Source organism: Vibrio sp. 10N.286.48.C11 (genome assembly GCF_041469805.1).
GTDB lineage: Bacteria > Pseudomonadota > Gammaproteobacteria > Enterobacterales > Vibrionaceae > Vibrio > Vibrio crassostreae_C.
On the sequence record NZ_JBFRLK010000037.1, the window covers coordinates 83943 to 107133 of the forward strand.

18 protein-coding genes are annotated in these 23191 nt (G+C 44.7%); 8 read left to right on the plus strand and 10 right to left on the minus strand.

The genetic code is table 11. The features are described from left to right. Nucleotides 1-201: 201 nt before the first annotated feature. The 3 genes from AB4209_RS10445 (at nucleotide 202) to AB4209_RS10455 (ending at nucleotide 5786) form a co-directional block, all read left to right on the plus strand. A complete protein-coding gene (locus tag AB4209_RS10445) occupies nucleotides 202-834 on the plus strand; it encodes a DUF2760 domain-containing protein (protein ID WP_017091262.1) in 633 nt (210 codons plus the stop codon). Next, entirely contained in the window at nucleotides 834-2792 is a 1959-nt protein-coding gene (locus AB4209_RS10450) for an Hsp70 family protein (RefSeq protein ID WP_372055799.1), read from the plus strand. The genes AB4209_RS10445 and AB4209_RS10450 overlap by 1 nt, the downstream gene beginning before the upstream one ends. 153 nt (nucleotides 2793-2945) lie before the next feature. Further along, complete coding sequence (locus AB4209_RS10455) at nucleotides 2946-5786, plus strand: Hsp70 family protein (RefSeq protein ID WP_372055801.1); 2841 nt, start codon at nucleotides 2946-2948, stop codon at nucleotides 5784-5786. A gap of 171 nt (nucleotides 5787-5957) precedes the next feature. Here AB4209_RS10455 and AB4209_RS10460 read toward each other — a convergent pair whose 3' ends face one another. The 4 genes from AB4209_RS10460 to tyrR all read right to left on the minus strand — a co-directional run bounded on the left by AB4209_RS10460 (nucleotide 5958) and on the right by tyrR (nucleotide 9218). Next, the gene (locus AB4209_RS10460; RefSeq protein ID WP_017065431.1) at nucleotides 5958-6173 is read right to left on the minus strand and encodes a hypothetical protein; all 216 of its coding nucleotides are present in this window, start codon (nucleotides 6171-6173) and stop codon (nucleotides 5958-5960) included. Between the two features lie 268 nt (nucleotides 6174-6441). Further along, nucleotides 6442-6915: a DUF2947 domain-containing protein gene (locus AB4209_RS10465; protein ID WP_017060433.1), complete on the minus strand. Its 474-nt coding sequence runs from the start codon at nucleotides 6913-6915 to the stop codon at nucleotides 6442-6444. A gap of 152 nt (nucleotides 6916-7067) precedes the next feature. Then, nucleotides 7068-7655, minus strand: coding sequence for a ribosomal protein S5-alanine N-acetyltransferase (gene rimJ / locus AB4209_RS10470; protein WP_065584184.1), 588 nt, complete (start codon nucleotides 7653-7655; stop codon nucleotides 7068-7070). Between the two features lie 18 nt (nucleotides 7656-7673). Then, the gene (gene tyrR / locus AB4209_RS10475; protein ID WP_017067720.1) at nucleotides 7674-9218 is read right to left on the minus strand and encodes a transcriptional regulator TyrR; all 1545 of its coding nucleotides are present in this window, start codon (nucleotides 9216-9218) and stop codon (nucleotides 7674-7676) included. 265 nt (nucleotides 9219-9483) lie between these two features. Between tyrR and traF the strand changes: the two genes are divergently transcribed. Then, on the plus strand, nucleotides 9484-10632 hold the full coding sequence (traF, locus tag AB4209_RS10480) for a conjugal transfer protein TraF (protein ID WP_029236450.1): 1149 nt from the start codon (nucleotides 9484-9486) through the stop codon (nucleotides 10630-10632). A gap of 56 nt (nucleotides 10633-10688) precedes the next feature. Here traF and AB4209_RS10485 read toward each other — a convergent pair whose 3' ends face one another. The 4 genes from AB4209_RS10485 to AB4209_RS10500 form a co-directional block, all read right to left on the minus strand. Then, a complete protein-coding gene (locus AB4209_RS10485; protein ID WP_102333205.1) occupies nucleotides 10689-11741 on the minus strand; it encodes a YcjF family protein in 1053 nt (350 codons plus the stop codon). A gap of 14 nt (nucleotides 11742-11755) precedes the next feature. After that, nucleotides 11756-13129 (minus strand): YcjX family protein, encoded by a 1374-nt coding sequence (locus AB4209_RS10490; RefSeq protein ID WP_017067718.1) that lies wholly within the window; start codon nucleotides 13127-13129, stop codon nucleotides 11756-11758. 199 nt (nucleotides 13130-13328) lie between these two features. Continuing rightward, nucleotides 13329-13514 (minus strand): hypothetical protein, encoded by a 186-nt coding sequence (locus tag AB4209_RS10495; RefSeq protein ID WP_004734731.1) that lies wholly within the window; start codon nucleotides 13512-13514, stop codon nucleotides 13329-13331. A gap of 164 nt (nucleotides 13515-13678) precedes the next feature. Next, on the minus strand, nucleotides 13679-15196 hold the full coding sequence (locus tag AB4209_RS10500; RefSeq protein WP_372055803.1) for a fumarate hydratase: 1518 nt from the start codon (nucleotides 15194-15196) through the stop codon (nucleotides 13679-13681). 254 nt (nucleotides 15197-15450) lie between these two features. Here AB4209_RS10500 and pabB point away from each other — a divergent pair, with 254 nt between their 5' ends. Then, on the plus strand, nucleotides 15451-16830 hold the full coding sequence (gene pabB / locus AB4209_RS10505; RefSeq protein ID WP_017065426.1) for an aminodeoxychorismate synthase component I: 1380 nt from the start codon (nucleotides 15451-15453) through the stop codon (nucleotides 16828-16830). A gap of 142 nt (nucleotides 16831-16972) precedes the next feature. On the opposite strand, the gene AB4209_RS10510 is transcribed toward pabB, so the two are convergent. Next, a complete protein-coding gene (locus AB4209_RS10510; RefSeq protein WP_017065652.1) occupies nucleotides 16973-18691 on the minus strand; it encodes an ATP-binding protein in 1719 nt (572 codons plus the stop codon). A 1-nt stretch (nucleotide 18692) separates the two neighbouring features. Next, entirely contained in the window at nucleotides 18693-19235 is a 543-nt protein-coding gene (locus AB4209_RS10515; protein WP_017060423.1) for a heme NO-binding domain-containing protein, read from the minus strand. Between the two features lie 303 nt (nucleotides 19236-19538). Between AB4209_RS10515 and AB4209_RS10520 the strand changes: the two genes are divergently transcribed. From AB4209_RS10520 to AB4209_RS10530, 3 genes are all read left to right on the plus strand, one after another. After that, nucleotides 19539-20138, plus strand: coding sequence for a CoA pyrophosphatase (locus AB4209_RS10520; protein WP_372055805.1), 600 nt, complete (start codon nucleotides 19539-19541; stop codon nucleotides 20136-20138). A gap of 309 nt (nucleotides 20139-20447) precedes the next feature. Next, the gene (locus AB4209_RS10525; protein ID WP_372055807.1) at nucleotides 20448-21701 is read left to right on the plus strand and encodes an aromatic amino acid transport family protein; all 1254 of its coding nucleotides are present in this window, start codon (nucleotides 20448-20450) and stop codon (nucleotides 21699-21701) included. 120 nt (nucleotides 21702-21821) lie between these two features. Then, nucleotides 21822-23183, plus strand: a complete 1362-nt coding sequence (locus tag AB4209_RS10530) for an L-serine ammonia-lyase (RefSeq protein WP_017060420.1) — start codon at nucleotides 21822-21824, stop codon at nucleotides 23181-23183. Nucleotides 23184-23191: the final 8 nt, after the last annotated feature.

A 23191-nucleotide genomic window follows, 5' to 3' on the forward strand; every position in this document is an offset into this window, starting at 1 on the left:
AAATTTCAAGCTAACACACCAAAAACCCACTTGATTAAAAACATTAAATACCACTCTTAAGCCTTGAATATGCTAGTATCCATCCATATTTATAGCTTGAAAGTGACCGTTTCGGCTTAGTGCCAATGAGTTTCTTTCCAACCTGTATATTCCTTTGAACCGACGAATATACCGTTAAATCAATTTTAAAGAGAAATCACTATGATCGTTGATTTGAACCTAATCCCACAAACGTTTGATATGCTTCACGCAGGCCTAACAGCATCAAGCGTTTTACTACTGCTAATTGCCGTTTCTCGTAAAACCAAAGTGGTTGAGAAAGTCGTAGAAAAACCAGTAGAAAAGATCGTTGAAGTTGAAAAGCCAGTTGAGAAAATTGTCGAAGTAGAGAAAGTAGTAGAAGTTGAACGTGTGATCGAAAAAGTAGTCGAAGTTGAATCTAAGCTGGCAACAGCACCAACAGACTCAGCAATGCAGCTACTGTCTATCATGCAGCAAGAAGCGCGTCTTATCGACTTCCTAAAAGAAGACCTAACGTCATTCTCTGATGAAGAAGTTGGCGCAGCAGCTCGTGTTATTCACACTGGCGGTCAAAAAGTATTAGCCGATTACGTAACGCTTTCTCACATCCGTACTGAAGATGAAGAAACACGTATCACTATCGCTGAAGGTTTCAACCCTCAAGAAATTCGCCTAACAGGCAACGTAACGGGCAATGCACCATTCAACGGCACACTGGTTCACAAAGGTTGGAAAGCAACTGACATGAACCTGCCTAAGCTTGCTGAAAACTACGATGCATCTGTAATTGCACCGGCAGAGGTGGAGCTATAATGGAACACCAAAGTCATTCAGCTCAAGAGCCATCTTCTCAAGAGCAAAACCAGGTACCCAAGTTCAGTGTTGGTATCGATTTAGGTACTACACATTGCGTTTTGTCTTACATCGACACAAGCAATGAAGACGCTCGCGTAGAGGTGATGCAAATCCCTCAACTGACGGCGCCAGGTACAGTAGAAACTCGCAGCCAACTTGGCTCGTTCCTATACCAACCACACGAACATGAAATGAATGCGGGCTCTCGCGTTCTTCCTTGGTCTTCAGAGCCAAAAGCGCTAGTGGGTGCAATTGCTCGTAACCTTGGTTCTAAAACCCCTATCCGTTTGGTAGCAAGTGCAAAATCTTGGTTGTGCCACGGTGGTGTTAACCGTCGCGATGCTTTCCTTCCTGCAGGCAGCCCTGAAGAAGTGGAAAAAGTATCTCCGCTTAAGACAACTGAACTGTACCTTGAGCACCTTAAAGACGCTTGGAACCACGCAAACCCAGAACACAAGCTGGCAGACCAAGATGTAACGATCACGGTTCCTGCTTCGTTTGATCCTGCGGCTCGTGACCTAACAGCAGAAGCTGCACGTAATGTTGGTTTCACTCACCTAACGCTTCTTGAAGAGCCACAAGCGGCTCTTTACAGCTGGATTGATAACAGCAACGACACATGGCGTGATGAAGTAAACGTTGGTGACATCGTTCTTGTTGTCGATATCGGTGGTGGTACAACCGACCTTTCGTTAGTTGAAGTAACACAAGATGACGGTAACCTAAGCCTGAACCGTATCGCAGTAGGTGAACACATCCTACTTGGCGGCGACAACATGGACTTAGCTCTTGCTTACCGCTTGAAGATGAAACTGGCGCAAGAAGGCAAAGAGCTGGCTCCTTGGCAGGTTCAAGCGATGACTCACGCATGTCGTGATGCGAAAGAAGCACTACTAAACGATGCTGAACTGCAATCTGTGCCTATCGTTGTTCCAAGCCGTGGTTCTAAACTACTTGGCGCAACACTGAAAACAGAACTGACTCAGCAAGAAGTACAACAAACATTGGTTGATGGCTTCTTCCCGAAAGTAGCCGTGACTGAGCATCCAGTTCAAAAGACGCGTGGCGCATTGACTCAAATGGGTCTGCCTTACGCTCAAGACGCAGGTATTACTCGTCACATTGCCGCATTCCTTTCTAAGCAAGCGAATGCGCTTTCTGGAAATAGCGAAACGGCTCAGCAAGATTTCAACCCGTTTGCAAACATGCCGGGTATGCCCGGTACGCAAGGGTCAGAAGCGCCAGCGGCAGACTTCATCAAGCCAACAGCAATCCTGTTCAATGGTGGTGTTCTAAAATCGAACCTACTTGCTGATCGTCTTTCAGATACGATCAACGAATGGTTGATCAATGCTGACGAAGAGTTCGCAAAACAGCTTTCAGGTTTAGATTTAGACCTAGCGGTTGCAAGTGGCGCTTCATACTACGGCGCAGTTCGTCGTGGCCAAGGCGTTCGTATCCGCGGTGGTATCGCTTCTTCTTACTACGTAGGAATTGAAAGCGCGATGCCAGCTATCCCAGGTATGGCTCCTCCGATGGAAGCTTTGTGTGTTGCACCATTTGGTATGGAAGAAGGTTCAAGCGTACAAGTACCTAGCCAAGAATTCGGTCTAGTGATTGGTCAGCCAGTACACTTCCAGTTCTTCGGTTCAACCATTCGTCGTGAAGATGAAGCGGGTACGCACCTTGATCACTGGGCACCAGAAGAGCTTGATGAGCTTCCTGAAATCCAAGTGACACTGCCGGTTTCTGAAGGTCGTCGCGAAGGTGAAGTCGTTCCAGTGACTTTGGCTTCTCGCGTTACTGAGCTAGGTACCTTATACCTAGAAGCGATTGCTACTGACAACGGTCAGAAGTGGCACGTTGAGTTCGACGTGCGTGAAGACTCGAATAACGACTCAAACGAACAAGCATAATGAATCAACGGCACCTTAGCGGGTGCCGTTTCTTTATCAATACGGTTCTCAATCTAGTCCTGCCTGTTTCTCAGGAATGGCGTTTACGAATAACAACAATAAGACCAAAGCTATCAAAAAACTGGTCATCACTCTGGAAGAATAAGGTTTTGTATGGCAACTCCTCGTTTTTTAGTCGGCATTGACTTAGGCACAACCAATACGGTTGTCGCTTACTGTGAAATCAACGACGACCTACAACATGCTCCCGTTTCTCTTTTCGATATTGACCAACTCATCGGCCCCGGTGAAGTGGTTCGCAAGCCCCTACTTCCATCCTTTCGTTACCACCCAGCACAAGGTCAAATCTCCCCTTCTGACCTGACAATGCCGTGGGAACCAAGCCCCGTTGAAGGCGATATTAAGAACGTTATCGTCGGTGAATGGGCTCGTGAATTAGGCGCTAAGGTTGAAGGCCGCCAAGTATCGAGTGCTAAGAGTTGGCTATCACACCAAGCGGTTGATCGTAACTCCGACATTCTGCCTTGGGCTGGCGCAGCTGATGTCGATAAAGTCTCGCCAGTTGTGGCGAGTGCAAGCTACCTCAACCACATTCGCCAAGCATGGAACTACCGTAACCCGAGCAACAAGCTGGAAGACCAAGATGTTGTGGTTACCGTTCCTGCTTCCTTCGATGAGACAGCACGTAAGCTAACACTCGAAGCCGCAGAACTGGCGGGCTTAGGTAAGATTCTATTACTCGAAGAGCCGCAAGCCGTTTGTTATGACTGGTATGCCCGTCACCAACAAACCGCAGCAGATGAACTTCAACAAATCCCACTGATTCTAGTGTGTGATGTTGGAGGTGGTACCACCGATTTAAGCTTAATTGAAGCCAAATTCGATGCGAACAGCGACGGTAATAACGAGCTCGCACTCGACCGTATTGGTGTTGGTGAACACTTGATGCTCGGTGGTGACAACCTCGATTTAGCGCTTGCTCACCTCGCTGAGCAACGCTTCAATCAAAACAAAAAGCTCAATGCCTCTAGCCTAACCAAACTGATTCAACAGACTCGCGCCGCAAAAGAGAGCCTGCTTTCTGCCAATGCGCCCGATGATGTAAAGATCACCATGCTGGGCAGCGGTTCAAAACTGCTTGGCGGTACTAAGAGTATTGGTTTAACCAAACAAGAAGTCCATCAAATCGCATTGGAAGGTTTCTTCCCGCTTTCTGAGTTTACTGAAACACCCGACAAACGCCGCAGTGCAGTGGTTGAGTTTGGTCTGCCTTACGTGGCTGACCCTGCAGTGAGTAAGCACGTTGCAGAATTCCTAGCAACACACCAACAAGTGTCTAAAGCCGCATTAGAAAACTCAGACTCGATTGAGTTCGATGACACCAAACCTGCAATTCCAGTTGGCGTGCTGCTCAATGGTGGTGTGTTTAACAGTGAACTGGTAACAGAGCGAATTACTCAGCTACTGGGCAACTGGAACGGTTCTCCTATCACAGTGCTTGATAACCCTCATCCAGATTGGTCTGTTGCCCTTGGCGCGGTTGCCTTTGGTAAAGCACGCCGCGGTGCACAGCTGAAAATCGGTGGCGGTGCTGCCCGTTCTTACTTCTTGCATCTGCAAGAGAAAAACAATATGGGTAAAGCGCTTTGTCTGCTTGCCAAAGGAACCGAAGAAGGCCAAGAGATACGCTTGAACAGCCGTCGTTTCTCGCTGACTTTAGGTGAGCCAGTACGATTTAATCTTCTGACTTCAACACACGATCAAATTGCTCATGACACCGCCATTCAAAACGGTGTGATGGTCAATGTGGATGCCGACTTGTTCTCCCCTCTCCCACCGTATATTTCTACGCTGGAAGGCTCAGGTACTGCAGAACTTCAAGCCAACCAAAAAGAGCGTGTTGAAGTACTGCTCGCTTGTCAGTTAACCGAAGTCGGCACATTGAAAATGGAGTGTGTGAGTATAGAAGATGACTCTAAGCGTTGGTTGCTTGAGTTTGAAGTAAGAAACAAGCAAGGCGATGAATCTGATACCTCCGCGCTTCACCCAAGATTGGAAGAGTGTAAGGAGTTGATTTCTCGCCTGTACAGCGGCAACAAGAAGAGTGCTGAATCGAAAGAGATCAAAACACTATCGAAAGATCTTGAGAAACGACTAGGTAAACGCGATGAATGGGACTTCACGACCCTTCGTCATCTATTTGATACCTTCTCATTAGGTCGTAAACGTCGTCGCCGCTCAGAAGCACACGAGAAGAACTGGCTACGTTTGGCGGGATACTCGCTACGTCCTGGCTTTGGCGATCCGACTGACTCATGGCGTATCGAACAGATTTGGGGCCTTTACCAACAGAACATTCAGTTCAAGAACCACCAAGGCTGGACAGACTGGTGGGTATTCTGGCGTCGTGTCGCTGGTGGGCTAAACCAAGAGCAGCAAGAGAGTATCTTGGCTGACATCGCTAAATACCTTCACCCAGGTGCAATGAAGAACCCTAAGACAGCCAAAGATGCGCAAGATAATGGTTATGAAGCCATGGTCCGTTTAGCGGCGTCACTTGAGCAACTTGAGGTTGAAGACAAAGTGCTGCTGGCAAGTTGGTTCTTAAGCAAAGCGATCAACCATAACCAATTTGAACAGGCTCACTGGTGGGCGCTAGGACGATTAGCATCAAGAACGCCTTTGTATGGCAGCCAACACAGCGTAATTCCTAGAGAGCAAGCTGAACAGTGGTTACCAAAACTGCTTGAACAGAACTGGCAGAAAGAGCAGATGATCGCCTTCGCAGCGGTGATGATTTGTCGAAAAACCGGTGACCGTCAGTTTGATATCTCTGACGACTATCGCAATCAAGTGATTGAGAAGCTTAAGCAAAGCAAGGTACCTGACTCATGGTTAACACTAGTGAGTGAAGTGACTGAGCTTTCTGAGAGTGAATCTAAGCGTGTGTTTGGTGATGCGTTACCAAGCGGATTAAGCCTAATCAATAACTAGGTTTGAAAACGATTAGCTTTCGTTGCTAATGGTAAAGAAGCTAGCAAGAAAAGAAAAAGCCACTTTCGATTCGTTGAAAGTGGCTTTTTTATTGGTGGCTTAAGGCTGGTATGTGTAATCGACTTATAGCTTTTTGGTTAAGAGCCTTAGCCGTGTTGCAGTTCATCATTGTTAATGTTTGGTTCCAGTTGGGTTGATAGGAAAATCCGTATTTTCATAAATGTCAGATAGTTTTTTCGGTTTATTCTCTTTTGCTCCTTTGTTCGATTGATTATGAGTTTCGCTTAAAAGCCATTCCTCATGCATTTTTGCTGAATCCAAAAACTCTGGATCCTCCATTGCTTCCTTGCGAAGTTTATTTACACGTTCGAGAGTATCCCAAATCATAATACTTCACCTCCACTAAGGCAGTAATATAAAGATAGCTCAACCCCATGAAACTTCAACTAACCCAATGAGATAGCGATCTCAATTTCGTAATTCACTCGCTTTAAATGAGTGGATATGGTCACCTTTAGTTGGGCTCAAATAGTGGGTCTTTCCCCATGACCTTCGAAGATCATTAGGCACAAAAAAAGCGAGCTCGATGCTCGCTTTTTGTTTATCTATCTGTTGCTCGGATTACCAGCACTAGCTCGATTAAATCACACCGAGGTTAAGCACGGTTACCAATTTTCACCTTGCCATTGGTAGCAAACCAAAGGGCTTCTGAACGACGACGACCGATTAAAATCGGGCCATCATCGTAGAACAAGAAGTTCTTCCAATGCTTCTTGAAAATCGCCCATTTGGTTTCAAGAACATTGTACTTTTCGTAACAAAAATAAACAGTTACGTCATCTTGCCAATCAATAAAGTTAAGAATCTCTTCTGGCATTTCAGGCTCATCCGCTTCCCAATGCGCCATCCAGCTGATCTCTTCATTCCAGTTCGATGCTTTGCTTGGCCAGTCTTGCGAGCTCAGTCGTTCTGCGTCTGGGCTTTGAGGGCTCACGTTCTCTTTCCAGAACTGAGATGCTCTCGCCTGTGTCATTGGCTTAATCTTTTCCAAATCCTCTGCCGGCAGCGGCATTGACTGGTGTGTGAAAATCCATTTTCTTTGGTATTCGTCCAAAGTTGTGTATGACATCAAAATTCCTCAAATATCTTCTCAGGCTGATGGATTTACCATGCCTATCTGTTCTTTTTGATGCAGTGACGGTTTCATTTTATCTATGTCGTCACTGCCTCTAAATCTGTATTTACGCTTAATTGGTACTTATGCCTAATGACTATTGATCTCTATACAGCGCGTCTATCTTCCCAGTTTGGGTTAACTAATGCCGTCAGTATATGGTCTTCCCATTTACCGTTAATCTGTAGGTAGTCTTTAGCAAAACCTTCTCGGACAAAACCAAGATGTTCTAATACGCCAGCACTGCGTTCGTTGTGAGGCATGTAGCCCGCCATTAAGCGGTGCATGTTCTGCACATCAAACATGTAGTCTTTGGCCATGTTCAAACCTCTGCGCATGTAACCGTGGCCCTGTGCACTTTGCGCCAATGAGTAACCGACATTACAAGCGTAGAACGGGAAACGAGACAAATTACTGAACGATATGGTGCCTAACATTTCATTAGAGTCAGCGTTAATCAGTAAACAGTAATAGCCTAGCCCCATTTTATGAAGCTCGTTTAACTTAATCAGTCGCTGCGCCCAACTCGCTCTATCAAAGAACGCATCTTCGCGTATCGGCTCCCAAGGTTTCAGGTACTCTCTGTTAACCTGAAAGTACTCGCTGATCATGCCAGCGTCATCGATTTCAGCCGTGCGTAAAATCAGATTACCATCATGCTTATAAATGCGCTCTGGTGTACTCAAATCTTCCATAATCTTGTTCTTATTCGATCAGTTCTTTCTGATACCGTAATCACGAAGCTTATTCGCAATTGAGGTATGAGATACATTCAAACGTTTTGCTAGCTTACGGCTTGATGGGAAAGACTGATAAAGCTTCTCTAGAATCTGAGATTCATAGTCTTTCATGATTTCATCGAGCGAGCCGTCTAAGCTCAGGTTCGCCATTCCAGCCGTCATTGTTTCAAGCTGTGGCAAGTGGAATTGCTCAACCGTTAGCGTGTCTGAATCCAACTCTGTTAGTGCGCGTAGAACCATGTTGTCTAACTGACGAATGTTGCCCGGCCATTGGTAATTACCAAGCTGGTCGACTAACTCTTGAGTCAGTTTTGGTTTTAACATACCTAACTGCTGCGCGTACTTTGCAACGAACAGTTCCAACAGTGGCGCTACGTCGTTTGAGCGTTCACGCAATGCTGGAATAGACAGAGTCAGTACATTCAAGCGGTAGAACAGATCTTCACGGAACGAACCCGAGTCGGCTAATTCAGAAAGACGGTGGCGCGTTGATGCAATAATACGAACATCAGCGTGCATCTCTTCTTCTTCACCAACACGACGGAATGAACCATCTTGTAGGAAACGCAGCAATTTGATTTGTAGATGCGGGCTCATCTCGCCAATTTCATCTAAAAATACGGTACCGCCATTCGCTTGTTCGAAAATACCTTTATGACCTTGCTCATGGTTGAATGAACCCGGCGCATGACCAAACAATTCCGTTTCCGCTACGTCATCAGGCATCGATGCACAGCTTAGAATCAAGAATGGGAAAGACGATCGATTTGAACGGTTATGACACGCTTTTGCCAACATCTCTTTGCCTGTCCCTGTATCGCCTTCAATTAATAGAGGCTGATCCAGCATAGCCAATTTCTTAGCTTGGCTGATCAAGGCTTTATGGCGATTAGAGACACCAACAAAGTGTTCGAAACCAAGGTTGTTCTGTTCTGGGATTGAATCTGGCGAGTTCATCTCTTGATTACAAGAGCGAATCGTCATTACTGCGCTTGCCAGTACCGCTTCGTTGACATCACCACCAAGGTAAATCGGCAGGATCTCAATAGAGAAATCTAAACCATCTAACACGACAACTTCACGATGACGCGTTACATCGCCTTCGATCCAGCGAGCAAAGTTAAAGCTAGGAACAAACGTCGCTAGCGGTTCACCGATGACTGCGTCTTCTTGCTTATTAAAAAGGTTCAATGCAGCGTGGTTAGCCATATCGACTGAGCCTTTAAGGTCAATCGCAATCACAGGATCAGGTAGGTTTGCCAGCAGAGCAATCAGCTCTGTGTTATGCCTTTCGCTTGGCATAAATTGGATTTTACGTACATCCTTCACACCTGAAATTCGGCGAATTTCAGCCATAAGTTCACTAAAAGCATCAAAATCGATATCAGGGCAGTTTAGGTAAATAATACCTTTAACATCAATTTCGATTCCTCTTAAATCAATGCTTTTTGAGGCCAAGATATCGAGCAACTCACGTGTTAAGCCGAGTCTGTCTTCACACAATACTTCAAGACGCACAAATAGTCCTATTATAGGTGTCAGGATAAGTTGACAGTAGTGTGGATTAAGCTCTGAGTTCAGTCAAGAAGAAGAGTTATCATATATCTATTCAATTTTTAGATATCAACACCTTAGAAAGATCTAAAACCATTCACCACACTTATCAACATTTCCAACCGTAACACCTCGCAACATTCCCTTACTTTATAAATGGTTATTTTATGGAACTAAAGTCAAATCACCCATAGCCTATATTGTTCCGTATAAAAACATCGGCTTAAATATGAAATACTCTAAACTATTCCTCACAATAATCAGTACCTTCTCTGCGTCTAGTTTTGCAATGACTTCTTTCGATACAAGAAGTGTTGGCATGGGCAGCACTGGAGCTGCGTCAGCCTCTTACCTAACATCCAGTTTTCATAATCCTGCTTTAGCGGCTCGTTATAAAGAAGGAGATAACTTTGGGTTAATTCTTCCCGTTCTCGGAGCAAGGGTTCATGATGCAGATGACATGATCGACAAGTTGGATCACTTCCAAGATATTGATGATCGATTGCAATTTGATCCCGGGAATGAAGAACTATTAGAGGAATGGCGCAAAGCTTTAAAACAACTAGATAACGGAAACTTAAACGTAGAAGCTAATCTAGGTACAGTATTCGCTATTCCAAATAAACACCTGAGCACCAACTTCTTCATTAAATCTCAAGTAGCCACCATTGCTAGATTCAATGTGAATGATGATGACTTACAAAATGATAACCCTACAGATTCAGAACTGCTCTCAAGTGGTCAAGCGGTTGGTATAGCAATTGTTGATGTAGGTTTTACTTTTGCTGATACATTTACTTTTCAAGAACACGATTTTATGTTGGGTATTTCACCCAAATACCAACGAATTTATGGTCTGAACTACGTTGAAACACTGGATGATTTAGATGACGACTTTGATATTGAAGAGGATTACGTAGAAAAATCCGCATTCAACATAGATTTTGGTGCTGCTTATGAATGGGGAGATAACACCATTATTGGGTTGTCTGCTAAGAACCTCCTGTCACAAAAGCTAAAAACTAAAACTCACATGGGACAAAAAGCAACGGTACTTGTTGAACCAGAATATGTATTAGGTATTTCCTATGATAAATCGTGGTACAACCTTACAGCGGATATTGATTTAAACGCCGTCAAGCACTTTAAAGAGTACGACTACAAAACTCAGTATGCAAAAGTGGGCGCTGAGCTTGATGCATTCAGTTGGGCTCAACTTCGTTTAGGCTATATGCATAGTTTAACTAACTATGCAGATGACCTAGCCACTGTAGGCTTAGGCTTTAAACCATTCGGTATCTTTGGATTCGATTTAGCGGCACAAGCAGGCAAAGATAATAACTACGGGGCTTCTGCTCAGCTCATCATGCATTTTTAGTCTCTGCCAAAAGAACAATTTAAATAAACCGCACCCATTTTGTGGGTGCGGTATTGTTATTTGAGAGTGATACGCTTTATTTCAGATAGGACGGCTTTGCGGAGGTCTGCCAGTTTTACTTTTCGTTCGTTATGCCAAGGCATAGGACGCAGCAATGTCATGGCTTTTAAGCCCAGTCTTGCAGTAAGGATACCGACACCTAGCCCCTGCCCTGCTCGAGCTGAGACTTTGCCTGCAAGATCCATCGAGACGAGATCCATACTTGCATCAATCGCGAGCTCACTTGCTCCTGCAGCGGCCATGTTGATTAACACCAGTTTAAATAGCTTAATGCGAGACCAGTAGCCAAGCTCAATGCCATACACATCAGCAAGCTTGTCTATCATGGTGAAATTTCGCCAAGCCACCAACAACATATCAGCCGCCGCCAATGGACTCACCGCGACCAAAGCCGCCGATTCGGTCGAAAACTTAGTGACGATTTGAGTCGCTACTTTGTCTTGTTGACTCACGACTAACGCATCGTACATATCCAACACTTCTGCATCACTGTGTGCAGGGTTAATGCTGTTTCGCCACTTATCGTACGAAGGAGACTCAGCGATAATGCCGCCTTGCTTGGCGATGTTTTCACAGAACGCTTTGCCCTTGCCGACACTTTGACTTTGGAGTAGCTCTTCACTCTGCTCTTGCACACTAAAGTGATCTTTAAGTGAACGCAGTTTCCACAGCTCTTTGCCTATTGCGCCTAAACCCAATGAAGCAATGGCAGCAATGAAGCCTGCCCAACCTAACGCCAGCCAGTCAGCCGATTGAATCGCGGTAATGACCGAATCAATTGCCTGCCATCCAACTAGGCCAGAGAAAGCGACCAATAAACCCGTTCCAAACCACTTCTTCTTTTTGCTCGGTCGAATCACTTGTTCCAATTGCTGCTCAGCTTCACCATCAAGATCAGCTTTCACTTGCGGTGCGACAGGGACAAATTTCTCTTGCTCTGTGAACAGTTGTTGAGCGCCTAAATCCGGGCCAACGTCACTCTTGTCTTGCTCATCAAAAGAGGTCTTCAACGGTTCATTAAAGACCTGCTTTGTTTTTAATTCACTCATTTTGATTGCCTCAATTACTTCAACTTGTCGCCAATGAGATACTCTAAAACCTTGTCGACTCTTAGATGTTGGCAAGGCTCATCGGAATGTTGCTCCATCGGTCTAAAGCTCGTGAAATCAAACTGGTTGGTTTCCCAATACTGTTTATTAGGCAACTTACGCGGCACCTCTCCCGGATACATGGTTTGAGGGACATTATCCAAAGTCACACCTTGCAACGCCGGAACATTGTCTGAACCCGACGAGATATAACCCGCGCTGGTCGCTTGAATAGACGCGATACTCATACAACTCATGTCGATGTGTTCAAACGCCGCCTGCTGCCAAGCTGGATGCACCATCTGTTGTAACAGTGACACCAAGTTCGGATGTTGATCCGGTGTCACGTGATCAGCTTTTGTGGCTGCAAACAAGATCTTGTCGATCTTCGGCGCGAATAAACGTCTTAAGATATTGCTTCGACCGTACTTAAAGCTCTTAAGTAACTGTTCTAACGCGCCACGCATGTCCATGAAAGAGTCATAGCCCGCATTAAGTGGCTGTAAGCAATCCACTAGCACGATTTGTCTGTCGAACGTCGCGAAGTGATTCTTGTAGAACGCTTTGACGACCTTCTGTTGATACTCTTCATAACGCGCTTTAAGTACCGCATAGTTACTTGTTTTTGAGAACTTACCCTCAGGTGCGATGCACGGGAAGAATTGCAACACAGGCGCGCCTTCAAGCTCACCGGGTAATACGAATCGACCCGGTTGTACCCAATGCAGCCCGTTACTTTTACAAGTATGAAGGTACTGAGTGTAGCTATCGGCAATCGCGACCAGTTTCTTTTCGTCCGCTTCTGCTAGCAAATCGATATCACCACGCATGGCGTTCCACTGTTGCGAGTAAGTTTCTCTGTCGCCTTTCAATGCGGCAAACTGAGATTGGCTCCAGGTATCGAAGTCCATATCCAGTAACGGCAAATCAAGCAGCCATTCACCTGGATAATCGACAATATCGAGATAAAGGGTGCTGTTTTTACTCAGTAGCTTTTTCGCGCCCTTCGCAGGCTTATATTTGATTGCTAGACGAATCTCACTGACATCACGCGTTGGCACTGGCCATTCTGGTGGCTGTGCATTCAACGACTCCATCGCTTCATCATAAGAGAAGCGTGGAATCATCATGTTGTGTTGCGGGATACGCTTTGCGCCAATAATTCTTCCATCTCTCGCCGATGCAAGCAGTGGCAAGTTTTTGTGGGTAGACGTATGAAGAAGCTGATTAACCAGCGAAGTAATGAATGCTGTCTTACCCGCACGAGAGAGCCCCGTGACCGCTACTCGAATATGAGAATCCGTTCCTCTGCTTATAAAGTCACTCATTTCTTGAGTTAGGTGTTTCATTTGAACGACTCCGTGATAGTTAGGCTAGCTGGTTATGATAATAGAAAGGCAAGCCTATGTTCTTTCCCCGTTGGGATAATATGTATGCTTTTGCTTATGTTGATGAGTATGCAATACACATTCTTAATGCTAGATGAATAAAAGCCCCTGACTACATTCATAATCAGGGGCTTTAGAATTTTTGCACAATATCCGACGTCTAATCGTCTTCAATCAACTTGTAGATAACAAACAGTGCAATCTCTGCAATTAGCCAAAGCGCACATGTAATCGTCACGTATTTATTATCAAAGATACTGATCCCTTTCAAGATCAGGTCGTAGCCAACAAAAGCACCAATCACCACTGCCAAGATAATCTGTAGGATCTGAATAAAACGAGGCATTCCTCTCTCCTATGTTCTTATATCAAACTATGTGTTTATCACTATATCATTGATAATAAGACAAAAGTGCAGATAATGCTGCACTTTTGTCTTTAACTTTCTGTCAAAAATTGCAATTCAAACGCTGAAGTTAGCGACAATTACGATTTTTTGGCGTCGATTAATTACGCTTTCTCAGCTTCAGCAATCTTCACTTTCCACGTGTCAGGGCCGATCTGGTGTGCGTTCACGCCGTTAGAGTCAACCGCTACCGTTACAGGCATATCTTCAACTTCAAACTCGTAAATCGCTTCCATACCGAGATCTTCAAACGCAACCACGCGTGCTTTTTTAATTGCTTTTGCGACTAAATAAGCTGCACCACCAACCGCCATTAGGTAAACCGCTTTGTGCTCTTTGATTGATTCAACCGTTGCAGGGCCACGTTCCGCTTTACCGATCATGCCCATAATGCCAGTTTCGTTCAGCATCATGTCAGTGAACTTATCCATACGTGTTGAAGTTGTTGGGCCCGCAGGACCTACCGCTTCATCACCTACAGCATCAACAGGACCCACGTAGTAAATGAACTTGCCTTTCAGGTCAACGCCGGCTGGTAAGCCTTCGCCGCTTTCTAGCATGCCTTGAATACGTTTATGAGCAGCATCACGACCGGTTAAGATCTTACCTGACAGAAGAACCGTTTCGCCGGTCTTCCACTCTTGTACGTCTTCTTTAGTCACTTCATCAAGGTTAACACGACGTGTATTTGCGCCCGCTTCCCAAGTGATGTCTGGCCACTCTTCTAACTTAGGTGGCGTTAGCTCTGCTGGGCCGCTGCCATCTAGTGTGAAGTGAACGTGACGCGTTGCTGCACAGTTCGGGATCAAACATACAGGCTTAGAAGCAGCATGAGTTGGTGCTGTTTTGATTTTTACATCAACCACAGTAGTGAGACCGCCAAGACCTTGTGCACCAATGCCAAGCTTGTTTACACGGTTGAAGATGTCTAAACGAAGCTCTTCTTCTGCGTTCTCAGGGCCTTTTTCGATAAGCTCTTGAATATCGATGTGTTCCATCAAAGATTCTTTCGCTAGTACCGCTGCTTTCTCAGCCGTACCGCCAATGCCTATACCTAGCATACCCGGTGGACACCAGCCTGCACCCATTGTTGGCAGCGTCTTCTCTACCCATTCTGCAATATCATCAGAAGGGTTCAACATAACCATCTTGGTTTTGTTCTCAGAACCGCCGCCCTTAGCCGCGATTTGAATTTCAACTTTGTTGCCTGGAATCATATTAATGTGGACAACCGCTGGTGTGTTGTCTTTGGTATTAATACGCTTACCTGCAGGGTCCATTAGGACAGATGCACGCAATGGGTTATCTGGGTTGTTGTAAGCTTGACGAACGCCTTCATCAACCATCTGTTGTACTGTTTGATCCGTTTCCCACCTAACATCCATACCGATGTTCACGAAACAAGTAACAATACCCGTATCCTGACAAATTGGACGATGGCCTTCCGCAGACATGCGCGAGTTGATAAGAATCTGAGCGATCGCATCTTTAGCTGCTTGGCTCTCTTCTTTCTCGTACGCTTTTTCTAGGGCTTGGACAAAGTCTAAAGGGTGATAATAAGAAATGTACTGAAGTGCGTCAGCGACACTGCTGATCACATCTTGCTTACGAATAACCGTCATTGCATGCCTCTTTATTGTTCTGGTTCCATGTGGGTTCACAGTTTGACTATATGTGCCAAATCGAATTAGGTGGTTTAGCTTTTTATTGTGTTGAGCTGTATTTAGTTGCTTTAGCAATCGCTTGCATAGCTTTAAACTAAACCACTTGGATTACTCCGTTCTAATCAAGAACCCATTTTATTTTCAATTTATGATACTCTTGCTTCCTCTCACACGCCATGCAGTGATCGAACTCTTTGTCACAAATTAAACAAATGAATAACAACGAATTTCGCTCTATCCAAATCAAGCCGCTTGAATATCAATCAACTTTAGCTAAACAGCTGTTTTCCCATATTGAAAACCTGCCGTGGGCAATGCTATTACGCTCCGCTTCAGAAAGCCACGTTGATAGTCGATACGATATTTTAGTTGCTCAACCCATCGCCACCTTCGAGACAATCGGTGCAGAAACGACCGTTAATGTTAATGAGACGTGCGAGGTTTCAGACTCTGATCCTTTCGAACTACTCGACCAATATCAGCAACAATTATTGCCTGCGACTAAAGAGCACACTCAGTTGCCATTCGTTGGCGGCGCTTTAGGCTATTTTAGCTATGATTTAGGGCGCAGAGTCGAGACACTTCCATCACTCGCAAAGCGTGATATTGAAGCACCTGACATGGCAGTTGGCTTGTATGAATGGGCTGTTATCGTTGACCACCAATTGAAAACGGCGTGTATTGTCGGTAGCAATATCGATGAACATCATGATTGGCTAATGCAGCAGATGGCTCAATCACACCTATCACATGCGCCCTTTGGGTTAACCACACCGTGGCAATCCAATATGAGCGAAGAGAGCTACGCCACTAAGTTCGATAGTGTTCAAGAGTACCTGTTATCCGGGGACTGCTATCAGATTAACTTAGCTCAGCGCTTCAATGCCCAATACCAAGGTAGTGAATGGCTGGCTTATGACAAGTTAGAACAGTACAACTCAGCGCCCTTTTCGGGTTTTATCCGTTTGGCCGACTGCGCAATCATCAGTGTTTCGCCAGAGCGTTTCTTAGAACTCAAAGACAACGTCATTGAAACCAAGCCAATCAAAGGCACACGACCTCGTTCTGAGGACCCGATGATTGATAATGCCAACGCGCAAGACCTAGCAAGCGCCGATAAAGATCAGGCGGAAAACTTGATGATCGTCGACCTACTTCGTAATGACATTGGCCGAGTAGCAAAACCGGGCACAGTGCATGTACCAAAGCTCTTCGATATTGAAAGCTTCCCTGCCGTGCACCACTTAGTGAGCACGATACGAGCGGACCTTGATGACCAATACTCTGCAACTGACCTTCTGAGAGCCTGTTTCCCTGGAGGATCGATTACTGGCGCACCAAAAGTTCGCGCGATGCAGATCATTGAAGAGTTAGAACCGCATCGACGTTCAGCGTACTGCGGCAGTATTGGCTACATCAGCCGAAATGGCAGAATGGATACCAGTATTACCATTCGTACATTAGTCGCCGAGAACAACACGCTTTATGCTTGGGCTGGCGGTGGTGTGGTATTTGATAGTGATTGTGCTTCTGAATACCAAGAAACACTGGATAAGCTGAGTCGAATTCTACCGGTACTTGAAGATTGCTAAACCTAGTGTCATTAACTGCGAGTTCCGTAGCTTAACGGCTAGCAAAAGTTCGATATAAAAAGAAACCGAAGGATCGTAAGATCACTTCGGTTTTTTAGTCTGTAAGTTAGAGTACATAACTCACAACGCTTTATTCGCGTGTTTAAGCGACCTTCACCGCAGAGACACCCCACTTCTTAAGCATCTCTTTCAGATCGTTGGCGGTGTAAGGTTTACTCAAAATGTCATCCATCCCACACTGAATACAACGTTCGCGTTCTTCCAATGTCGTTCCGGCGGTCAGAGCCACAATAGATTTAACGTAACCCTTCTCTCTTAGCTTCTCTGTTGCTTCAAACCCGTCCATAACAGGCATTCTGCAATCCATGAATACAATATCGTATTCATTGTCTGACGCGAGTTCAAACCCTTCGACACCATTGCTTGCGATAGCAGGTTCAATCTCATGTTTACGAAGCATTTGCTGGATGATGATCTGGTTCATCTTAATATCATCAACCACCAGCACTTTAAGTAGTGACAATTCCGCTTCAGACTCAAAGCCCTTGGCGACACTATCACTCTCTGCCGGAACATCGACAACTTGAAGAGGAATCGAGATGGTAAACGTCGTGCCTGAACCAACGACACTGGTCACCCCAATATCACCATTCATCAGAGCCACCAGTTTGCGACAAATCGCTAACCCAAGTCCTGTACCCTCATAGTTCCGACTACTTGAGTTATCTGCCTGCGTAAAAGGTTCAAACAGCGTCTTATGCGCCGATTCAGCGATTCCGACTCCGGTATCTTCTACAGAGAAAACAAATTGGTTTTTGTCCCACTCAATATCAACATTCACATGCCCTTCTTCTGTAAATTTAATCGCATTACCTATTAAGTTCACAAACAGTTGTGTGATGCGCTCTAAATCGCCTTGGAAATGGGAGGGAACGTTTGACGTAACACTGATATTGAATTCGAGCTGCTTCTCAATTGCTCGATTGACGAAGATGCTTTCAATCGTGTTTCTCAAATCACGTAGGGCAAATTTCTTTGGAATAAGCTCTAACATCCCTGCGTTAATTTTGCTGTAATCCAATAGATCATTAATGATGGTTCGGAGAAACTCTCCAGATTGGCTCAGGTTGTTCACTATCTCACGCTGAGAGCTATTCAGTTCGGTATCACTGATCAACTCGGCACTGCCTAGTAAGCCATTAAGTGGAGTTCTTAACTCATGATTAATCATGGCCACAAAGTCACGCGTTGCCCTTTCGGACTCTTCCGCTCGTTTACGTGATTCAATATTTCGGTTGATTGCTAGTTGATGGGTTAAGGCACTGCAGATAAGGTCCGTGACCAACAACAGTTGGCTTTGGATAAACTCGTAGTCTTGGTCTAACAACCTGACTCTGACGATTAACGCACCAACTATGACTTTTTCAACCTCTAAGGGCACGGTCAGTAGGTTGTCTTGCCAATGAGGTTCTTGAATGTCTTGCTCTAACACCTCGACAGTCTCATCGCCATAATCATAGGTCTGTAACTGAGGGATGAGCTTGGGAGGTAGAATCAAACGACTGGCTTCGATTAAGTAACTGTTAGTCACGTTGGTCGTTAGTTCAGATAGCATGACATCATCGAGATCATTTCTTAGAAACGCGCGCCCAAAATCAATCAACAGGTTGTCGATTTGTTCTTGGAATTCAATGCGGCGTATATTCGCGTTGGAGCGCTTTTCTAACTGACGCAAAGCAAGCTCAAGTTGTTGGTTAGCCTCGAACAGTTCGAGGCTCTTCTGTTCCAACAATCCTTCAGCCGCTTTTCTTGCCGCGATTTGACGCTTAAGCTTCTTCTCTAGGGCAGATGCCAGATCCATATTACTTTTCTACTTTGAGATTAAACCTAACCACGCTTTGGTCATCATTTTGTGGCGTCATCTCCACCGCGATAGATTCACCGTGGTATTCAGCACATCCTTCAATAAGCCCTAAGCAAACATGAGACATACACCTTGCGCTTTTGTAGTCAAAAACAAGTTGTGCTTCGGTCGTGGTGATAAAACTGAATTCAGGTGGCTCAGCATCCGGATAGAGCTTCTTCACTTCAACATGAATGTAACGCTCTACGTGCTGAATAAATTGAAAGGTGGTATTGCTGTGAGCAAGGCTCGCTTTATTCGGTAATGAGGCCAGTAAGTTCTTAAATACAGACTGCCCAAACACGCGTTGCAAGCTTGCCGCATCAATATCGGTTTTCTTACTCAAGTTGATAATCAACCTGACAAGGTCTTTGTGGTCGTAACTGCCGACCGACGTATAGATTCCTTCATCTTCTGACATTTCTAGAACTTCTTCCAAAAGCTCTAGCCCAAACTTGTCTTCAACAAGCTCTAAAAATTCGGTGAATATGATTCCTTTCATCTCATACCTTTTCTTCTATTTCTTTTTAGAATGGTCCACTAAGTTATTGTTATCAAATTCTTAAACAAAAAATCTACGTTTCGTCACCCAATTTTATGACATCGATAACGCTTACTCGCCTGTATGCACATATTGAATATAGCAAAAATCGTCATTTTGAGGAGATTCATCGGTAAACAGCCCCTCATGACGCCCAATTAATAGCTAAAAGAGGGAAAGTGAATGAAGAAAAACTCGATATTGGTAATCAACCCACGGTTATGTCTATACTTAAAATCATAATAATCAATATATTGGCTTGATATGAATAAAGAAAACTTCCTTCAGCAATTCCAACTTAACCCTACCGTTGGCTATCATCCTGAGTCAGTAGAGCGTGTTTCGCACATCAGTGGCGAGCAATTACGTAAAGCGGCAGTGGTGGTAGGTTTAGTTGAAAGAGAAGATGGTTTAAATGTCATTTTTACTAAAAGAGCGGCTCATTTAAAGCATCACCCCGGCCAAGTCAGCTTTCCTGGTGGTAAACACGAACTTTCTGACCCTTCTATGCAATTCACTGCACTCAGAGAGCTCCATGAGGAGGTGGGAATTCGATCGGATCAAGTTAAAATTATTGGGCAATTACCAGCATTGAGTACTATTAGTAAATTTTCTGTGACGCCGATTATTGCCATGGTCGATCCTGACTATGAAGCCATCATTGATGAGAACGAAGTTGCCTCAATTTTTGAGGTACCCGCTACCTATGTTTTAGACCAAGCCAAGTTACACAGCCACACTGTTAACTTTAAACAAATCAAGCATCGGGTTTTTGCGATGCCTTTCCAAGAGCACCTAATTTGGGGCGTTACGGCGCAAATTATCCATTCACTGCAGCAACATGTAGTGCAACAAATCACATAGCAACTACGTTTTGTTTAATCTCTGTTAACAAAATCCAGACTTTCTATGGAACAGATTTATTAATGCAATTTTACGCAAACGTTTCCCTGGTATAAATCTATACAACCCCGCCTTTCGCATAAATAAAAGTAATACCAAGCATAAACATAAATCACCTGTGGCACGCTATTTTCGTGATCAAAAATCCGTTTTTCGCATATCATGTGACACGCCGTTTCATTACATGATTTAGATCTATTTTTTGCAGAAGAAAATTCTGCAGAATTAGCCCCGACTTATTTCCTGTTCCCAAAAAATGAGTAATTTAACATGAACACAACAACTTCTTCGGCAAATGCCGTTAAAGATTCAAGCAAGTTTAACTATAAAGATTTTACCTGGTGTTTATCACTATTCGGTACAGCAGTTGGTGCTGGCGTACTATTCCTTCCAATCAAAGCTGGTGCGGGTGGTTTTTGGCCATTAGTTATCCTAGCTCTAATTGCGGCACCAATGACTTGGTTCGCACACAAATCTCTAGCTCGTTTCGTACTGTCTGCTAAAAACCCTGAAGCTGATATTACAGACACAGTTGAAGAGCACTTCGGTAAGACTGGCGCAAACATTATTACTTTTGCTTACTTCTTCGCTATCTACCCGATCGTTCTTATCTACGGTGTTGGTATCACAAACACAGTTGATTCTTTCCTAGTAAACCAAATGGGTATGGAATCTATTCCACGTCCTCTTCTTTCTGGTGCACTTATCCTTGCTATGACAGCAGGTGTTGTATTCGGTAAAGAGCTGATGCTTAAAGCAACTTCAGCAATGGTTTACCCACTAGTATTCATCCTACTAGCGCTATCTTTTTACCTAGTTCCTGATTGGAACACTTCAATGATGGACGTAAGCCCAGAATGGTCAACAATGCCTTCTATTATCTGGCTTGCAATTCCAATCATCGTGTTCTCTTTCAACCACAGCCCAATCATTTCACAGTTCTCTAAAGAGCAACGTCGTGTATACGGTGAAAACGCAGTTAAGAAAACTGACGCGATCACTGGCGGCGCAGCAATGATGCTGATGGGTTTTGTAATGTTCTTCGTATTCTCTGTAGTTCTTTCTCTATCTCCAGAGCAACTAGCAACAGCACAAGCACAGAACATCTCTGTTCTTTCTTACCTAGCAAACGTACATGAGTCTCCACTTATCTCTTACATGGGTCCTCTAGTAGCGTTCGCAGCGATTACTTCTAGCTACTTCGGTCACTTCCTAGGTGCTCACGAAGGTCTTGTTGGTCTAATCAAGTCTCGCTCTGGTTCTTCAATCTCTAAGATTGAAAAAGCATCTCTAGCGTTCATCGTTGTTACAACTTGGATTGTTGCGGTAGTTAACCCAAGTATCCTAGGTATGATTGAAACAATGGGTGCTCCAATGATTGCAGCTATCCTGTTCCTAATGCCTGTGTTCGCGATGCAGAAAGTACCAGCTATGGCTAAGTACAAAACTTCAGCACCTGTGCAAATCTTTACGGCTTTATGTGGTCTAGCGGCTATTAGTTCTGTAATCTACGGCGCTCTTTAATCTCAAGCCCTTTTTATAAGATAGCATCCATCTTATATCGCGAGATTAGACAAAAAATATAATGATAATAAATGAGCCTCCCTACTCCCCTTGGGAGGCTCTCTTTTTGAGGTAATCGCTATGATTAGTGTATTTGATATCTATAAAATCGGTGTTGGTCCATCGAGCTCACACACAGTTGGACCAATGAAAGCGGGTAAAGAATTTATTGATGACCTACGTTCAATGGGAAAATTGCGCGACATCACTAAAATCACCGTGGACGTATATGGATCACTATCACTGACAGGGAAAGGTCACCACACAGATATCGCAATCATCATGGGTCTTGCTGGCAATACTCCTGAGCGTGTTGATATCGATTCTATTGCTGGCTTCATTGCTCGCGTAGAAGAAACTGAGCGCCTTCCTGTTGGCATGCACTGTCATACAGTATCGTTCCCACGCGATGGCGGTATGAACTTCCACACTAGCAACCTTTCTCTACACGAGAACGGCATGAGCATTCATGCATGGGTTGGTGACGAAGTTGCATACTCAAAAACGTACTACTCAATTGGTGGCGGTTTCATCGTTGACGAAGAGAACTTCGGCAAAGAAGAAGAAAACCCAATCAAAGCACCTTACGAATTCACAACAGCTGAAGAGCTGGTTAATCAGTGCAAAGAAAGCGGTCTTTCTATCAGTACACTGGTTATGAAAAACCAAGCAGCGTTCCACTCAGACGAAGAGTCTCGCACTTACTTCGCTAACATCTGGAAAACTATGCGTGAGTGTATGGATCGCGGTATGAATACTGAAGGTATCCTGCCTGGTCCACTACGTGTTCCTCGCCGTGCAGCAGCACTTCGCCAACAGCTAATGACTTCAGAAAAAACAACCAATGATCCAATGTCGGTTGTTGACTGGGTAAACATGTTTGCTTTCGCAGTAAACGAAGAAAATGCAGCTGGCGGCCGTGTAGTAACGGCACCAACAAACGGCGCATGTGGCATCATCCCTGCTGTATTGGCTTACTACGATAAGTTCATCCAAACAGTGACAGAGAAAGATTACATCCGTTACTTCGCAGCTTCTGGCGCGATCGGTGGTCTTTACAAGCGTAACGCTTCAATCTCTGGTGCTGAAGTTGGCTGTCAGGGTGAAGTTGGTGTGGCATGCTCTATGGCTGCTGCTGGTCTTGCTGAGCTTATGGGTGGTAGCCCTGAGCAAGTATGTATGGCTGCAGAAATCGGCATGGAGCACAACCTAGGTCTAACATGTGACCCAGTTGCTGGCCAAGTACAAGTACCATGTATCGAGCGTAACGGTATTGCTGCAGTTAAAGCAATCAACTCGACTCGTATGGCACTTCGTCGTTCTTCTGCTCCTACTGTTTCTCTAGATAAAGTTATCGAAACAATGCTAGAAACAGGTAAAGACATGAACGCTAAATACCGTGAGACTTCTCAAGGTGGTTTGGCTGTTAAGGTTGTTTGTTGATAGCCTTT

Bases quoted from the DNA above. Each gene is read 5' to 3' on its own strand.
- AB4209_RS10510 (WP_017065652.1), bottom strand. From the start codon at position 18,691: ATGGATCTGGCATCTGCCCTAGAGAAGAAGCTTAAGCGTCAAATCGCG.
- pabB (WP_017065426.1), top strand. From the start codon at position 15,451: ATGAATAACAACGAATTTCGCTCTATCCAAATCAAGCCGCTTGAATAT.
- AB4209_RS10445 (WP_017091262.1), top strand. From the start codon at position 202: ATGATCGTTGATTTGAACCTAATCCCACAAACGTTTGATATGCTTCAC.
- AB4209_RS10450 (WP_372055799.1), top strand. From the start codon at position 834: ATGGAACACCAAAGTCATTCAGCTCAAGAGCCATCTTCTCAAGAGCAA.
- AB4209_RS10485 (WP_102333205.1), bottom strand. From the start codon at position 11,741: ATGAGTGAATTAAAAACAAAGCAGGTCTTTAATGAACCGTTGAAGACC.
- AB4209_RS10525 (WP_372055807.1), top strand. From the start codon at position 20,448: ATGAACACAACAACTTCTTCGGCAAATGCCGTTAAAGATTCAAGCAAG.
- AB4209_RS10495 (WP_004734731.1), bottom strand. From the start codon at position 13,514: ATGCCTCGTTTTATTCAGATCCTACAGATTATCTTGGCAGTGGTGATT.
- AB4209_RS10530 (WP_017060420.1), top strand. From the start codon at position 21,822: ATGATTAGTGTATTTGATATCTATAAAATCGGTGTTGGTCCATCGAGC.
- traF (WP_029236450.1), top strand. From the start codon at position 9,484: ATGAAATACTCTAAACTATTCCTCACAATAATCAGTACCTTCTCTGCG.
- AB4209_RS10460 (WP_017065431.1), bottom strand. From the start codon at position 6,173: ATGATTTGGGATACTCTCGAACGTGTAAATAAACTTCGCAAGGAAGCA.
- AB4209_RS10520 (WP_372055805.1), top strand. From the start codon at position 19,539: ATGAATAAAGAAAACTTCCTTCAGCAATTCCAACTTAACCCTACCGTT.
- rimJ (WP_065584184.1), bottom strand. From the start codon at position 7,655: ATGGAAGATTTGAGTACACCAGAGCGCATTTATAAGCATGATGGTAAT.
- AB4209_RS10455 (WP_372055801.1), top strand. From the start codon at position 2,946: ATGGCAACTCCTCGTTTTTTAGTCGGCATTGACTTAGGCACAACCAAT.
- AB4209_RS10465 (WP_017060433.1), bottom strand. From the start codon at position 6,915: ATGTCATACACAACTTTGGACGAATACCAAAGAAAATGGATTTTCACA.
- AB4209_RS10500 (WP_372055803.1), bottom strand. From the start codon at position 15,196: ATGACGGTTATTCGTAAGCAAGATGTGATCAGCAGTGTCGCTGACGCA.
- AB4209_RS10490 (WP_017067718.1), bottom strand. From the start codon at position 13,129: ATGAAACACCTAACTCAAGAAATGAGTGACTTTATAAGCAGAGGAACG.
- AB4209_RS10515 (WP_017060423.1), bottom strand. From the start codon at position 19,235: ATGAAAGGAATCATATTCACCGAATTTTTAGAGCTTGTTGAAGACAAG.